The sequence below is a fragment of the Pseudomonas corrugata genome (genome assembly GCF_001269905.1).
Taxonomy (GTDB): domain Bacteria; phylum Pseudomonadota; class Gammaproteobacteria; order Pseudomonadales; family Pseudomonadaceae; genus Aquipseudomonas; species Aquipseudomonas corrugata.
The window spans coordinates 87,444-102,074 of the sequence record NZ_LHVK01000014.1; the positions used below are offsets into that span (position 1 = coordinate 87,444).

The 14,631-nt window shown below is 61.4% G+C and carries 14 protein-coding genes; 3 read left to right on the forward strand and 11 right to left on the reverse strand.

The window, feature by feature from the left end; translation table 11 throughout:
• Positions 1–66: 66 nt before the first annotated feature.
• From AD665_RS18665 to AD665_RS18675, 3 genes are all read right to left on the reverse strand, one after another.
• The gene (locus AD665_RS18665; protein WP_053193137.1) at positions 67–2,415 is read right to left on the reverse strand and encodes an FdhF/YdeP family oxidoreductase; all 2,349 of its coding nucleotides are present in this window, start codon (positions 2,413–2,415) and stop codon (positions 67–69) included.
• Entirely contained in the window at positions 2,412–3,251 is an 840-nt protein-coding gene (gene fdhD, locus AD665_RS18670; RefSeq protein ID WP_053193140.1) for a formate dehydrogenase accessory sulfurtransferase FdhD, read from the reverse strand. The genes AD665_RS18665 and fdhD overlap by 4 nt, the downstream gene beginning before the upstream one ends.
• Before the next feature lie 92 nt (positions 3,252–3,343).
• Complete coding sequence (locus AD665_RS18675; protein ID WP_024777993.1) at positions 3,344–4,231, reverse strand: LysR family transcriptional regulator; 888 nt, start codon at positions 4,229–4,231, stop codon at positions 3,344–3,346.
• A 136-nt stretch (positions 4,232–4,367) separates the two neighbouring features.
• Here AD665_RS18675 and lysM point away from each other — a divergent pair, with 136 nt between their 5' ends.
• Positions 4,368–4,817 (forward strand): peptidoglycan-binding protein LysM, encoded by a 450-nt coding sequence (lysM, locus tag AD665_RS18680; RefSeq protein ID WP_053193142.1) that lies wholly within the window; start codon positions 4,368–4,370, stop codon positions 4,815–4,817.
• Between the two features lie 104 nt (positions 4,818–4,921).
• Here the strand turns inward: lysM and yrfG are convergent, their stop codons facing one another.
• A complete protein-coding gene (gene yrfG, locus AD665_RS18685; RefSeq protein WP_024777995.1) occupies positions 4,922–5,584 on the reverse strand; it encodes a GMP/IMP nucleotidase in 663 nt (220 codons plus the stop codon).
• 88 nt (positions 5,585–5,672) lie between these two features.
• Here yrfG and nudE point away from each other — a divergent pair, with 88 nt between their 5' ends.
• Positions 5,673–6,239 (forward strand): ADP compounds hydrolase NudE, encoded by a 567-nt coding sequence (nudE, locus tag AD665_RS18690; RefSeq protein ID WP_053193144.1) that lies wholly within the window; start codon positions 5,673–5,675, stop codon positions 6,237–6,239.
• Complete coding sequence (cysQ, locus tag AD665_RS18695) at positions 6,236–7,063, forward strand: 3'(2'),5'-bisphosphate nucleotidase CysQ (RefSeq protein WP_053193146.1); 828 nt, start codon at positions 6,236–6,238, stop codon at positions 7,061–7,063. Before nudE ends, cysQ begins: the two co-directional genes overlap by 4 nt.
• A 126-nt stretch (positions 7,064–7,189) precedes the next feature.
• On the opposite strand, the gene AD665_RS18700 is transcribed toward cysQ, so the two are convergent.
• The 7 genes from AD665_RS18700 to rfbB all read right to left on the reverse strand — a co-directional run bounded on the left by AD665_RS18700 (position 7,190) and on the right by rfbB (position 14,449).
• Positions 7,190–7,645: a YiiD C-terminal domain-containing protein gene (locus tag AD665_RS18700; RefSeq protein WP_024777998.1), complete on the reverse strand. Its 456-nt coding sequence runs from the start codon at positions 7,643–7,645 to the stop codon at positions 7,190–7,192.
• Between the two features lie 37 nt (positions 7,646–7,682).
• Complete coding sequence (locus AD665_RS18705; protein ID WP_024777999.1) at positions 7,683–9,074, reverse strand: sigma-54-dependent transcriptional regulator; 1,392 nt, start codon at positions 9,072–9,074, stop codon at positions 7,683–7,685.
• The gene (locus AD665_RS18710; protein ID WP_024778000.1) at positions 9,071–10,879 is read right to left on the reverse strand and encodes a sensor histidine kinase; all 1,809 of its coding nucleotides are present in this window, start codon (positions 10,877–10,879) and stop codon (positions 9,071–9,073) included. Before AD665_RS18710 ends, AD665_RS18705 begins: the two co-directional genes overlap by 4 nt.
• 195 nt (positions 10,880–11,074) lie before the next feature.
• A complete protein-coding gene (gene rfbD / locus AD665_RS18715) occupies positions 11,075–11,956 on the reverse strand; it encodes a dTDP-4-dehydrorhamnose reductase (RefSeq protein ID WP_053193148.1) in 882 nt (293 codons plus the stop codon).
• On the reverse strand, positions 11,953–12,498 hold the full coding sequence (gene rfbC, locus AD665_RS18720) for a dTDP-4-dehydrorhamnose 3,5-epimerase (protein WP_024778002.1): 546 nt from the start codon (positions 12,496–12,498) through the stop codon (positions 11,953–11,955). Before rfbC ends, rfbD begins: the two co-directional genes overlap by 4 nt.
• The gene (rfbA, locus tag AD665_RS18725) at positions 12,495–13,370 is read right to left on the reverse strand and encodes a glucose-1-phosphate thymidylyltransferase RfbA (protein WP_024778003.1); all 876 of its coding nucleotides are present in this window, start codon (positions 13,368–13,370) and stop codon (positions 12,495–12,497) included. The genes rfbC and rfbA overlap by 4 nt, the downstream gene beginning before the upstream one ends.
• Positions 13,367–14,449, reverse strand: a complete 1,083-nt coding sequence (rfbB, locus tag AD665_RS18730; protein ID WP_024778004.1) for a dTDP-glucose 4,6-dehydratase — start codon at positions 14,447–14,449, stop codon at positions 13,367–13,369. Before rfbB ends, rfbA begins: the two co-directional genes overlap by 4 nt.
• Positions 14,450–14,631 lie beyond the last annotated feature (182 nt).

Here is a 14,631-nt window from a genome sequence, read left to right on the forward strand (position 1 = left end):
AGCTACTTCGGACAGGCCGTTTTCCATGGGAAACGGCCTTTTTTGTGGGCGGGCGAAAAGAGCCGGTCAGGCAGACTGGGCCAGGATCAACCCATTCTCGCTCGCCGCCTCCAGGCGAATCGCCACGAACTTGGAGGTTGGCGTGTCGCTCTCCTCGCCAGTGCTTTCCAGCGGAACCAATGGATTCACCTCTGGGTAGTAGGCGGCAGCCTGCCCTGCAGGGATGTCGAAAGCCAGCAGGGTAAACCCCTTGACCCGCCGCTCGCGCCCGTCATCCCAGAGCGAGACGATATCGGCCTTCTGTCCTGGCTTGAAGCCCAGGCGAATGATGTCGGCTTCATTGACGAACAGCACGTCACGCTGACCTTTCACGCCACGATAACGGTCATTGAGGCCGTAGATAGTGGTGTTGTACTGGTCGTGGGAGCGCATGGACTGCAGGATCAGGTCTGGCAACCGACCGGTGGCCCGGGTGCGCTCATGCACCAGATCAGCGGGCAATCGATTGGCCTTGAAGTTGGCGCGGCCCGACGGGGTACTCCAACGACGTGTGCTGGCGCTGTTGCCCAGGTAGAAGCCGCCAGGGTTGTGCAGTTTCTCGTTGAAGTCCTTGAAACCGGGAATGGTATCGGCGATCAGGTCGCGGATGCGACCGTAGTCGGCCACCAGCCAGCTCCAATCCACCGGACGATCACCCAGGGTGGCAGCAGCCATGCCGGCAATGATCCAGGGCTCGGAACGCATCTGGTCCGACAAGGGTTCCAATTGTCCATTGGAAGCATGGACCATGCTGAAAGAGTCTTCGACAGTGACCGCTTGCGAGCCGGCGGCTTGCCGGTCGATGTCGGTGCGACCCAGGCATGGCAGGATCAACGCTTCCTTCCCGTGGGCCAGGTGGCTGCGGTTGAGCTTGGTGCTGATCTGTACAGTCAGGTCGCAATTGCTCAGGGCCTGGAAAGTCCGGTGACTGTCCGGGGTGGCCTGGGCGAAGTTGCCACCCAGACCGATAAACACTTTCGCCTGGCCGGCTGCCATGGCGTGGATCGCCTCGACGACGTTGTGGCCGTTCTCCCGCGGTACCTTGAATTGGAAGCGCCGCTCCAATGTGTCGAGGAACGCTGCAGGTGGGCGCTCGTTGATCCCCATGGTCCGGTCGCCCTGCACGTTGCTGTGGCCACGAACCGGACACAGGCCTGCACCTGGCCGGCCGATGTTGCCGCGCAGCATCATCAGGTTGGCGATTTCCTGGATGGTCGCCACCGAGTGACGATGTTGGGTGATGCCCATCGCCCAGCACATGATCACGTTCTTGCTGTTGGCATACATGCGCGCAGCCTGTTCGATCTCCACCAGGGCCAGGCCCGATTGCTCGACAATCTGCTCCCACGAGGTGTCGTCGACCACGGCCAGGTATTCCAGAACGTTGGCACTGTGCTCGTTGAGAAATGCGTGGTCGAACACGGCGGGGGCGCCGCTTAGTTGCGCCTCACGTTCCCATTGCAGCAGGAACTTCGCCATCCCGCGCAAGATGGCCATGTCGCCGCCCAGGGCCGGGCGGAAAAAAGCGGTGTTGGTGGGTTTGTTGCCGTTGGTGAGCATCTCGAACGGGTTCTGGGGGTGCTGGAAGCGCTCCAGGCCACGTTCCTTGAGTGGATTGATGCACACCACATGTGCGCCGCGCTTCACTGCTTCGCGCAGCGGCTCGAGCATCCTTGGGTGGTTGGTTCCCGGGTTCTGGCCCCAGACGAAAATTGAGTCGGAGTGCTCGAAATCGTCGAATGTCACCGTGCCCTTGCCCACACCGACACTCTGGGACAGCGCCACACCGCTGGCTTCGTGGCACATGTTCGAGCAGTCGGGGAAGTTGTTGGTGCCGAAAGCGCGCACGAACAATTGGTACAGATACGCCACTTCATTGCTGGCACGGCCGGAAGTATAGAACTCGGCCTGGTTCGGGCTGGACAGCCCTTTCAGGTGTTTTCCGATCAGAGCAAACGCCGCTTCCCAACTGATGGGCTTGTAGCGATCGGTTTCGGCGTCATAACTCATCGGCTCGGTCAGGCGACCCTGGTATTCGAGCCAGTAATCGCTTTGCTCCAGCAATGAACTGACACTGTGCCTGGCGAAAAATGCTCCATCGACACGGCGTTTGGTCGCTTCCCAGTTCACCGCCTTGGCGCCGTTTTCGCAGAACTTCACCATGCCGCTTTCCGGCGAATCCCCCCAGGCACAGCCCGGGCAGTCGAAGCCGCCGTTCTGGTTGGTCTTGAGCATCATGCGCAGATTCTTCAGCGCGTTATCACTGGTCAACCAGGCCTGGGTGACACTGATCAGCGCACCCCAACCACCGGCCGGGCCCTTGTAGGGCTTATAGCGGGGTACGGGCTTGCGGTCGGCTTGTTGAGGCTTGCTCACGCGTGTTTCTCCATCGCAGGGCTGTAGACCCGCGGCTCACTTTTTTGCGGCAGGTGGATAAGATTGAGGTTGTGTTTACGGGCCCACTGCACGGCCAGGCCGGTGGGAGATGACAGGCTGACCAACGTCTGGATGCCGGCCCGCAACACCTTCTGGATCAGTTCGAGGCTGCAGCGACTGGTCACGATCGCCACGCCATTGGCCACTGGAATCTGTTGCCGGACCAATGCGCCGATCAGCTTGTCGAGGGCGTTGTGTCGACCGATGTCTTCGCGGCCCAGCAACAGTTCACCCTGGCCATTCATGAACAGCGCCGCGTGTACCGCGCCACAGTGCTGGCCCAGGGGTTGGAACTGGCTGATGCGCTGGCGCAGGCCATCGAGCCATTGCGCGGGTGGCAGCGGTGCGCCGGGCAGCACTTTCAGGTCTGGCAGTGCCTGTTCCACGGCTTCCACGCCGCAGAGCCCGCAGCCACTGGTGCCGGCCAGTTGCCGGCGCTGTTGCTTGAGGTTCCAGAAGGCGCGGTTGGCGATGGTCACCTGGGCATACTGTGCAGAGCCGGTGCCGCTCAGTTGCAGGTCATAGATGTCCGACGGGTCTTCGATGATGCCGCTGCCCAGGCTGAAACCGACGATGAAATCCTCGAGATCGGTTGGGGTGACCAGCATGACGGCCTGGCTGATGCCGTTATAGGCGATCGCCAACGCCACTTCCTCGGCGAGCTCCGTGCTCTCCATTTGGGCGTGGTCCAGGTTGCTGTAGTAGTAGCTCTGGCTGGCGCTGGGCGCAGGTGTTTGCGCGGTGGGCGCCGGACAGGCCGGAGGCTTGGCTTTCATGGCATCACCGACGGTTCGAATAGTGACAAGACTAAATGCGGCAATCTGCCGCGTCTAATCGCTATTACCGATCTGTCGATAGATGATGTCGATCAAGATGTTACTGTTGATTTCTGATATAGGGCAAAACAGGCCTCCGCCAACGCCGAGCGCGGGGCACCGCGGCGCATGATGAGCCCCAGGGGGACCAATGTTTGAGCGTCGACGATGGGCTGCATGCGCAGGTCTTCGGTCAAGACATCCAGGCCGCTGTTCAACGGCATCACCGCGCAACACAGTCCACCATGGACGGCTTGCAGGAGCTGATGCACCGCGTCGGTCTGCAACAGTGGGCGAGGCGCGAGGCTGCGGCTGTGGAAGTTGTGATCAATGGACTGTCGGAAGTGCATGCCGCTGGTGAGCATGCCCAGGGGGAGCTCGATCAGCGCTTGCCAGGTCAGTGGTTGTTCTCCGAAGAAAAAAAAGCGCTGGTCGTACAGCAGGCCCATGCGAGTGGGGCTGAACGGCAGCGATTCGAAGCGCTCGTTGTCCAGGCGCTCAAGGTAGGACACCCCCAGGTCGATGCGGTTGCTTGCCAGTTGTTCGAGGATCTGCTCGGAACTCAGGGACGACAGCTCGAAGTGCAGATCAGGGTGCTCGGCGTGCAGCCTTTGCATCATCGACAACGGGTCGAAGTCGGACAGGGGCACCACACCCAGGCGCAGGGTACCGGCCAGATTGCCACGGCAGGCTGCCGCTTCGGCCTGCAGACCGTCATAAGCCGCCAGCACCGTGCGTGCCCAGGCCAGCACCCGCTCTCCCGGCGCGGTGAAGCCTTCGAATCGCTGGCCGCGATTGACCAGTGGCAGATCAAGCTCCTCTTCAAGGCTGCGCAGGCGCATCGACAAGGTCGGTTGGGTGATGTGACAGCGTGCGGCGGCCTGGCCGAAGTGGCGGGTTTCGTCCAGCGCGATGAGAAATTTCAGCTGCTTGATGTCCATCTTCGCTCCAGGGCGCGGGGAGATTCGAATTCTAGCGCCTGCGTGTGGCGCGGTCATTGGTCGCTCGGGAACGAGGCTCGTCTCGTTCGGGTCTAGGCTGTTACGTCTGGACATTCAAACCCAGGGAGAAAATACGATGAGCCTTTTCAGTTTCTTGAAAGATGCCGGTGAGAAAATTCTTGATGCGTTGACACCCGACAAGGCGCAGGCCAATGGCGAGGCGCTGACCCGGCACGTGCAGAGCGCGCTGACAGGCATTGATACTTCGAAAATCCAGGTGAAAGTCGAGGGCGAAAAAGTCGTAGCCACGGGTGAAGCCGCGAGCCAGGAAGAGAAGGAAAAAATCCTGTTGGCGTTGGGTAATGTGGCAGGTATCAGCAGTGTCGATGACCAGATCACTGTGACCGGTCCGGTCGCGAAGGAGGCCAGATTCGTCACGGTCGAAAAAGGTGACACCTTGAGTGCGATTGCCAAGCGTGTCTATGGCGATGCGAACAAATACCAGAAAATCTTCGAGGCTAACAAACCGATGCTCAAAAATCCGGACAGGATCTACCCGGGGCAGTCCTTGCGCATCCCTGAGTAGGCTCGGGACCGCATAGCCCCTATCGCGAGCAGGCTCGCTCACACAGGGATCGCTGGAAACCGAAGATCCCTCGTGCGAGCCTGCTCGCGGTGGCGGCATGGGATTCAAAGCCCTGCAATCAGGTCCCGATAGTCCCTCAGCGCCTCGAACTCCCCCGTGTCCTTCGGCCCCTTGCGGCTATCCGGTTCGCTGACGGCCAGCAGATGGGCTACGCCGAAATCCCGAGCACTGCGCAATACCGGCAAGGTGTCGTCGATGAACAGGCTACGAGCCGGGTCGAAGTTCAGGTCGGCTTTCAATGCATCCCAGAATTGCGGGTTCTCCTTGGGGAAGCCGTAGTCATGGGAGCTGATCAAGCGCTCGAAATAAGGGGCAAGCTCAATGCGCTCCAGCTTCAGGGACAACGAGTCACGGTGGGCATTGGTGATCATCACCACGCGCTTGCCGGCTCGTTGGATCGCCGCCAGGAATGTGTCGGCATCCGGGCGCAGGGCGATCAGGTGCGCGGTTTCCAGTTTCAGCTCGCGCACTGGCAGATTCAGCTCAGTGCTCCAGAAATCCAGGCAGTACCATTGCAACTGGCCGGCGTTGCGTTCGAACAGTGGTTGCAGTTCAAGTTCGGCCATGGCCCGGCTCACGCCATGCAGTTCGGCGTAGCGCTGAGGCAGGTGTTCCATCCAGAAATGGTTGTCGTAATGCAGGTCCAGCAAGGTGCCGTCCATGTCCAGCAGCACCGTGTCGATCTTGTGCCAGGGCAGCAAGGCCATAAAACTTCTCCAGCGGTAATCGGATATCCGCCACAAACATTCAGAATAGGCCGGGTATAGTAGCCTGCTATCGCCCAGGGAGCCGTTTATGCGCCAGAAACCCACCATACTCGATCGACGGATCGTCGCCACCAGCCGATTGTTTTGCGTGGAGGAACTGAAGCTGCGTTTTTCCAATGGCGTGGAGCGCACCTACGAGCGTTTGGCGAGCAAGGGCACGGGTTACGGCGCGGTGATGATCGTGGCGATGCTCGATGCCGACCACGCAGTGTTGGTGGAAGAGTATTGCGGCGGCACCGACGCTTACGAGCTGTCGCTGCCCAAGGGCCTGATTGAGCCGGGTGAGGACGTGCTGGCGGCGGCCGAGCGCGAGCTCAAGGAAGAGGCCGGTTTTGGCGCGCGTCAGTTGGAACACCTGACTGAGCTATCGTTGTCTCCCGGCTATATGAGCCAGAAAATCCAGGTGGTGCTGGCGACGGATCTGTACGAAGAACGCCTGGAAGGTGACGAGCCTGAACCGATGCGCGTGGACAGGATCAACCTGCGGGAATTGTCGTCCCTGGCGCAAAACCCACAATTCACCGAGGGCCGCGCCTTGGCGGCGTTGTACCTGGCCCGCGACCTGCTGACTTTGCGTGGAGCGTTCCTGGCATGAAATACCCTCATCCCATGATGGCCCCGGTGGTCGAACTGGCGCTCAAGGCAGGCGAGGCGATCCTGCCTTTCTGGCGAGCCAACGTGCAGGTTGTCCACAAGGCCGACGAGTCTCCGGTTACTGCTGCGGATATGGCCGCTCACGATGTCATCGTGGCCGGGTTGACGGCCTTGGCCCCGGATATCCCGATCCTCTCCGAAGAGGACGCCAATATTGCCCAGGATGTACGCGCCGGCTGGCAGCGCTGGTGGTTGGTGGATCCGCTGGATGGGACCAAGGAGTTCATTTCCGGTAGCGAGGAGTTTACCGTCAACATTGCGCTGATCGAGCGGGGGCGCGTGGTATTTGGCGTGGTATCGATGCCCACCAACGACCGCTTCTACGTCGGCGGCGCGGGGCTGGGCGCCTGGCGTGGCGACAAGGGCGCCGAGCCTGAGTCGGTAGGGGTGCGTAACGTGCTGGCGCCTGGCGAGGCGTTCACCGTGGTTGCGAGTCGCCGTCATACCAGTCCGGAGCAGGAGCGTCTTTTGAGCGGATTGAGCCAGAGCCTGGGGGAGTTGCAGCTCACCAGCATCGGCAGTTCATTGAAGTTCTGCCTGGTGGCCGAAGGCGCGGCGGATTGCTATCCACGGCTGGCGCCGACTTCCCAGTGGGACACCGCCGCGGCCCAGGGTGTACTGGAAGGCGCGGGCGGCGAGGTATTGGACTTGAGCGGCGAGCGGTTCTGTTATCCGCCACGGGAGTCGTTGCTGAATACGTCTTTCCTGGCATTGCCGGCGAAAGCGGCGTGGCGTGAGCAATTGCTGGCGCTCGCCCGTTCCTGAGTCTATGGGAGCAAAGCTTGCTCGCGAAACGAACGCCCCGATGTCCGAAAGAGCGCATCGTTCCTATCGCGGGCAAGCCTTGCTCCCACAGAGATCCCCTCGCCACAGAGGGTTGTGACAGCCCTGTCAGCGGTGCAACACGTACTGCCCCTCAAACCGCACCGCCGCTTCTTCACTGCCGTCATTCACCACTCGCGTCTGCAGGGACAACCGCGCCCGTCCGTAACGCTGGTAGGTGGCCAGGAAACGCTTCCATACCTTCTCCTCGGGCGCGTCGCAGATGACTGCCGCGTCTCGGGTCACCGGTAACGGATAGCTGATCTGCCCTTCCTGGATCACGATATGCCCGTCCTCAATGCCTTCCTCGCGCAGGGCCAGGTGCAGCCAGCCCCAGCCGCCGAGCACGGCGCCGCAATACAGGCTGCCGCCGAACATGGTGCTCTTGTGATTGACGTTGGCCTCCAACGGCAGGAACAGGCGCAGTTGCCGTGCCTTCCAATCGAGCACCTTGAGGCCCATGTCGCGGGTCAACGGGATGTCGTGGTGCAGGATCGATTCCAGGTAACGGCTGTCGCGGTTCATCGCCGGGCCTCTTGCTTGTAAGGGAAGACACGATAACTCAATCGGACTCATCGGCTGCGCCAGAGCTGCTGTCGCCGAAGGTCAGCCCATGCTTGCGCAACTTGTCGTGCAGGGTCTTGCGCGGAATGCCCAAGGCCTCGGCGAGGCTGCGTACCGAACTGTGGGGACGGGCCAACTCGGCGGCGATAAGGGTTCTCTCGAAATTCTCGACCTGTTCGCTCAACCCGCCGCTGATCATTTCCGCCGGTGTGCCGGGCGTGCCATCCGGCACGCTGTTGTCCAGGGCCAGTTCAAGGCCCAAGGCAAAGCGCTCGGCGGCGTTCTGCAATTCCCGAACGTTGCCCGGCCAACTGTGGCGCAGCAGCAGCGCCCGTTGCGCCGGCTGCAGTTCATGGGGGGGCAGGCCATGGCGCATACTGGCTTCGTCAGCGAAGTGCTGGAACAGCATCAATGCATCCTCACCCCGCTCGCGCAACGGCGGTATACGCAACGGTGCCACGTTCAGGCGGTAGTACAGGTCGGCGCGAAAGCGTCCCTGGTCGGCGGCCTGGCGCAGGTCTTCCTTGGTCGCGGCGATGACGCGGATGTCCAGCGGGATCTGCTGATTGCCCCCCAGGCGCTCCACCACGCGCTCTTGCAACAGTCGCAGCAGCTTGACCTGGACATCCAGACTCATGCTTTCGATTTCATCGAGGAACAGCGTGCCGCCATTGGCGAACTCGAACTTGCCGATGCGACGTTTCTGCGCGCCGGTGAAGGCCCCCGGTTCGTGGCCGAACAGTTCGCTTTCCACCACCGATTCGGCCAGGGCCCCGGCGTTGATCGCGACGAACGGGCCGTTGCGCCGCCCGGAAAGATCATGCAGTGCACGGGCTACCACTTCCTTGCCGGCGCCGGTTTCACCGAGGATCAGCACGTCGGCACGGGTCGCCGCCAATGCGCCGATCTGCTCGCGCAAACGCAGCATAGGTGCGGACTGGCCGACCAGGCGGGCGCTGAGTTCATGACGGTCGCTGAGGGCCAGGCGCAGGCTGCGGTTGTCCAGCACCAGGCGGCGCAGGGCCAGGGCCCGGCGTACGCTGTCGAGCAGGTGATCGCTGGGGAAGGGTTTTTCCAGAAAGTCATAGGCTCCGGCGCGCATGGCCTGGACCGCCAGCGGCACATCGCCGTGACCGGTGATCAGCAGCACCGGCAGTTCCGGGTCCTGGGCGTGGAGTTGATTCAGCAGTTCGATGCCGTCAATGCCCGGCATGCGGATGTCGCTGACCACCACGCCCGGCCAGTCACGGGGCAATTGCCCGGCAAGGCCTTTGGCCTCGGCCAGGGACAGGATGTTCAGGCCGGCCAGGTCGAGGGTCTGGCTCAGGGCCTGGCGCAGGTGGGGATCGTCATCGATCAGCACCACCTCAATGCGGTTATCGATGGTCATACGCTACGGTCCTCGGACGGTTGCAAGCTTACCCCAGGCGCGCCGGCGCGCAGTTTGAGGGTGATCAGGGCGCCGCCCTCCTTGTGGTTGGCGAACGACAGTTCGCCACCGAAGGCGCGCATCAGGGTGTCGCAGATCGCCAGCCCCAAGCCCAAGCCCTGGGTACGGGTCTTGGTGGTATAGAAGGGTTCGCCGGCACGACCCAGGGCTTCCATGCAAAAGCCCGGGCCGTTATCGCGGATGTACAGGTTGACGCCGGTTTCGGTGGCCTGGGCACTGAGCCAGAGTTTGCGCGGAGGACCTTTTTCGGTCAGGGCGTCGAGGGCATTGGCCAGCAGATTGCCGAGCACCTGGCGCAAGCGAGTTTCTCCAGCTTCGACCCACAGCGTGGCAGCCGGCAGGTCGCGGATCAGCTCCACTTCCATGCTGCGCCGGCGTTTGGCGAGCAGCGCCAGGGCATCGTCCAGGGCCGGTTGCAGGGCAACGCTTTCCGGCGCATGGCGGTCGCGGCGGGCAAAGGCCCGCAGGTGAGCAATGATCGACGCCATGCGCCCGGTCAGTTCATTGATCAGCTTGAGGTTGCCCCTGGCGTCCTCGGTACGCTGATGGTCGAGCAATATCTCGGCGTTTTCCGCATAGCTGCGAATCGCTGCCAGCGGCTGGTTGAGTTCATGGCTGATACTGGCCGACATGGTGCCCAATGCCGACAGCTTGCCGGCCTGCACCAAGTCATCCTGGGCGCGGACAAGCTCCTGCTGCGCCTGCTCGCGCTCCAGGACTTCCTGCTTCAGCCGCCGGTTCAGTCCTTCCAGATCGCTGGTGCGCTCGGCCACCCGGCCCTCCAGTTCTTGACGCGCCTTGCCTTCGAAGGCGATCCGGTCCAGGTAATGTCGCCTGCGTTGCATCATCAAGCCGAGCAACAACATCAAGACCAGCAGGGCGGCACCGCCGATGGCGACGACGGTTCGCACGGGACGGTCGATCAGGGTTCGTGGAGCGAGGATGCTCACGCTCCATCCCGTTTCTTCGATGGTCTGGGTCTGGGTCAGCCAGGCCTGTGGATCCAGTTTCAGCGGTTTCGGATCGCGGGTCGGGTAGGGTTGCACGGCGCTGATTGCGCTATGTTCTTCGTCGCTTAGCGGGCGGGTCGAGCGGAATCGCCATTCCTGCCGTGAAGTCAGGATGACCACCCCGTTGTGATCGGTCACCAGCAACTGCTCCGGGGTTTTGCCCCAAAGGCTTTCGGTGTGGTCCAGGTCGACCTTGACCACCAGCACACCGATGACACGGTCACGCTCACGCACGGCGGCGGCGAAGAAATAGCCACGCTTGGCCGACGTAGTGCCCAGGCCGAAGAAACGCCCCAGGCGCCCGGCCATGGCTTCGATGTAATAGGGCCGGAAGGCGAAGTTGCGTCCGACGAAACTGTCGTGCTTATCCCAGTTCGAGGCCGCCAGGGTCTTACCGGTGGCGTCCATCAGGTACATCACCTCGGCGCCGGTCTGGGTGCTGATGTTCTTCAGTAGCTGGTTGGCGTTGCCTTGGGTGAACTCATCGTCCGGGGCAGACAACACCGCACGCAGGGCTGGCAGATCGCCGAGAATCTGCGGCATGACCTCATAGCGGTGCAGGGTGCCCAGCAGGTTGGCGACGTAAAGGTCGAGGGTCTGACGATTCTGCCCGGCCAGTTCGCTGCGGTAATAGCGTTCGGCCAGATGCTCCAGCGGCCATAGCAACGGAGCCAGGCACAGTGCAAGCAAGGCCAGGCTGCGCCAACGGGGTCTGCGAGGAAGGGTGGAGTTCATGAACGTGCGCCTGTAGGAACAAGCGCATTATGCCTAGTGTCCTGTCTCGGAAATACGTTCTTTTTTGGCGAGTGGCTTGGGTGTTCGGCCAAGGCGCCGCGACGAGTCATAGCAGGGCTATGGCGAGGAGTGGCACCGCCGGCCGGGCACCCAAGACGCCGCCAAAAATGAACAGCTTATTTCCGAGACCGGACACTAGTGTCGCTCGGCAAGACACTGCTGTAACGCGCTTCGCCAGTCTGGCTGGCTCACTCCCCATTCCAGCAGCAGACGTGTGCAATCCAGGCGCGAGTTCAGCGGCCGCGGGGCCGGCGTCGGGTAAGCGCTGGAGGGGATGGCTTCGAGCATCGAACAAGGCTTGTGCTGTTCGATCAACCGTTCACCGATGGCCTGGGCAAAACCGAACCAGGATGTCTCGCCCTGAGCCGTCAGGTGATAGGTGCCCCAGGTGCCGCAACGACCGGCCTGCCAATGCTCGATGAGCCTGGCGGTACTGTCGGCGATGGTTCCAGCCCAGGTCGGTGCTCCGATCTGGTCGGCTACCACTCGCAGGTGTGGTTTTTCCTGGAGCAGACGCTGCATGGTCAGGAGAAAGTTGCGGCCCTCGGTCGAGTACACCCAACTGGTGCGCAATATCAGGTGCTGGCCACCCGCCTGGCGAATGGCATCCTCGCCAGCCAGTTTGCTGCGTCCATAGACGCTTAGCGGGTTGGGTATGTCGTCCTCGGTGTAGGGCGCCGGTTTGCGGCCATCGAAGACATAATCGGTGGAGTAGTGGATCAGTGGGGCGCCCAACTCGTTTGCTGCGAGGGCCAGGATCCCCGGTGCGGTGGCGTTGATGGCAAAGGCCAGTTCCGGCTCGCTCTCGGCCTGGTCGACGGCGGTGTGGGCGGCGGCGTTGATGATCAGGTCGGGCTGCAGGGCGACAATGCGAGGGCGTAGTTGATCCGGATATGCCAGGTCCAACTGATCGCTGCCGCGCACAATCAGCTCGCCGGTGTCGGCCAGTCGCGATTGGAGTGCCCGGGACACCTGGCCGTTCTTGCCGATGATCAGGATTCGCAAGGACTCACTCATGGGAACAGATCGGCCTCACACAAAAACTTGCCGTTCTGGTCCTTGGGCGACAGGGTGGGTGCACCCTCCAGCTCCCAGTCGATAGCCAGGTCCGGATCGTCCCAGCGGATGCAGCGTTCGGCCGAAGGCGCATAGTAGTCCGTGGTTTTGTAGAGAAAATCCGCTGACTCGCTCAGTACCATAAAACCGTGGGCGAAGCCTGGCGGAATCCACAGCTGCCGCTGGTTTTGCGCCGACAGATGCGCGCTCGTCCACTGACCGAAAGTGGGCGAGCTGCGGCGAATGTCCACAGCAACGTCCAGGACTTCGCCGGCGATGACACGCACGAGCTTTCCCTGGGCCTGCTCGATCTGATAATGCAGGCCGCGCAGCACACCCTTGGTCGAGCGTGAATGGTTGTCCTGGACGAACTGCAGGTCGCAGCCAGTGGCCTTGGCGAACGCCCGGGCATTGAAACTTTCGTAGAAAAAGCCGCGGTCGTCACCGAAGACTTTCGGCTCGATGACAAGGACGTCCGGCAATCGGGTAGCGATGACGTTCAACGTGATTCTCCGGCGACCTTGAACAGATACTGTCCGTAGCCGGTCTTGCCGAAGTACTCGGCGCGCTCAAGAATGTGCTCGCGGCTGACCCAGCCCTGTTGGTACGCAATTTCTTCCAGGCATGCCACTTTCAGGCCTTGGCGATGTTCGATGGTCTGCACATATTGCGAAGCTTCCAGCAGGCTGTCGTGAGTGCCGGTGTCCAGCCAGGCAAAGCCACGACCGAATCGCTCGACATGCAGGTCGCCGCGTCGCAGATAGGCGTTGTTGACGTCGGTGATTTCCAGTTCGCCGCGTTTGGAGGGCTTTATCGCCTTGGCGATCTGGATGACGTCGTTATCGTAGAAATACAAGCCAGTGACCGCATAGCTGGATTTGGGCTCGGCGGGTTTTTCTTCAATGGAAAGGGCGTGGCCTTCAGCGTCGAAGTCGATCACGCCAAAACGCTCCGGATCCTTGACCCAGTAGCCGAATACGGTCGCACCTTGCTGCCGATTGACAGCGGTCTGCAATTGTTCGCCGAAGTGCTGTCCATGGAAGATGTTGTCACCCAGGATCAGGCACACCGGATCGCTGCCAATGAACTGTTCGCCGATCAGGAATGCCTGGGCCAGGCCATCGGGTGAGGGCTGTTCGGCGTAACTGATCTGAACTCCGAATTGGCTGCCGCTGCCCAGCAGGTTGCGATATTGCGGTAGATCCTGTGGGGTGGAGATCACCAGGATATCCTTGATGCCCGCAAGCATCAGTACCGAGATCGGGTAGTAGATCATCGGTTTGTCGTAAATCGGCAGCAGTTGCTTGGAAACCCCGAGGGTAATCGGGTGCAGCCGCGTGCCGGAGCCACCGGCCAGAACAATGCCTTTGATCATGCAATCGATTCCTTTTCGTCGAGCGAGCCGAGGCGTTCGCCCTGATAGCTGCCGTCCTGGACACGCCGGCACCATGGGAGGTTCTCAAGGTACCATTGCACGGTTTTGCGCAGGCCCGTGTCGAAGGTTTCCCTGGGCGTCCAGCCAAGTTCCCGTTCGATCTTGCCGGCATCGATGGCGTAGCGCAGGTCATGGCCGGGGCGGTCCCTGACGAAGGTGATCAGGTCGACATAGCGCACGATCCCTTCGGGCTTGCCGGGTGCCAGTTCTTCGAGCAGCGCGCAGATACTGCGTACGACGTCGATGTTCTTCTGCTCATTGTGGCCGCCAATATTGTAGGTCTCGCCGACCACGCCTTCGGTGACGACTTTCAGCAGCGCCCGGGCATGGTCTTCGACATACAGCCAGTCCCGCACTTGTTGCCCGTCGCCGTAGACCGGCAATGGCTTCCCGCCCAAGGCGTTGAGGATCACCAGCGGAATCAGCTTTTCAGGGAAGTGGAACGGTCCATAGTTGTTTGAGCAGTTGGTCAGCAGCACGGGTAAGCCGTAAGTGCGCTGCCAGGCACGGACCAGATGGTCTGACGCAGCCTTGCTGGCGGAATAAGGGGAGCTGGGTGCATACGGGGTGGTTTCAGTGAACAGGTCATCTGCGCCGTGCAGGTCACCGTATACTTCGTCGGTGGAGATATGGTGGAAACGAAACGCCTGTTTCTGGGTTTCAGGCAGGGCCTGCCAATAGGCGCGGGTAGCTTCCAGAAGGCTGTAGGTGCCCACGATATTGGTCTGGATAAAGTCAGCCGGGCCATCAATGGAACGGTCCACATGGGACTCCGCTGCCAGATGCATGATCGCATCGGGCTTGAACCGCGCCAGCACCGCGCTGACCGTGGGTTGATCGACGATATCGGCCTGTACGAACTCATAACGACTGTTGTGATCGACGCTGCTCAGCGATTCGAGATTGCCAGCGTATGTCAGCTTATCGAGGTTCAGGATCTGGTGTTCGGTATCAAGGATCAAATGCCGTACGAGGGCCGAGCCGATGAAGCCGGCGCCGCCAGTGATGAGAATGCGCATCCGGTTAAGCCTTTTTCCATGAGACGACAAAGCATGGAGCATAGATTGTCGACATGCGGATGGTGGTGCAAGTGGGATATTTTGGGCGGTGTCCCCGAATCTGGAGGTCAAAAGCATCCGTCAGTCTGCAAGAAGACATGCGGGGCCCCCTCTTCCAACAAAGAGGGGTTGCTTATTCTCCG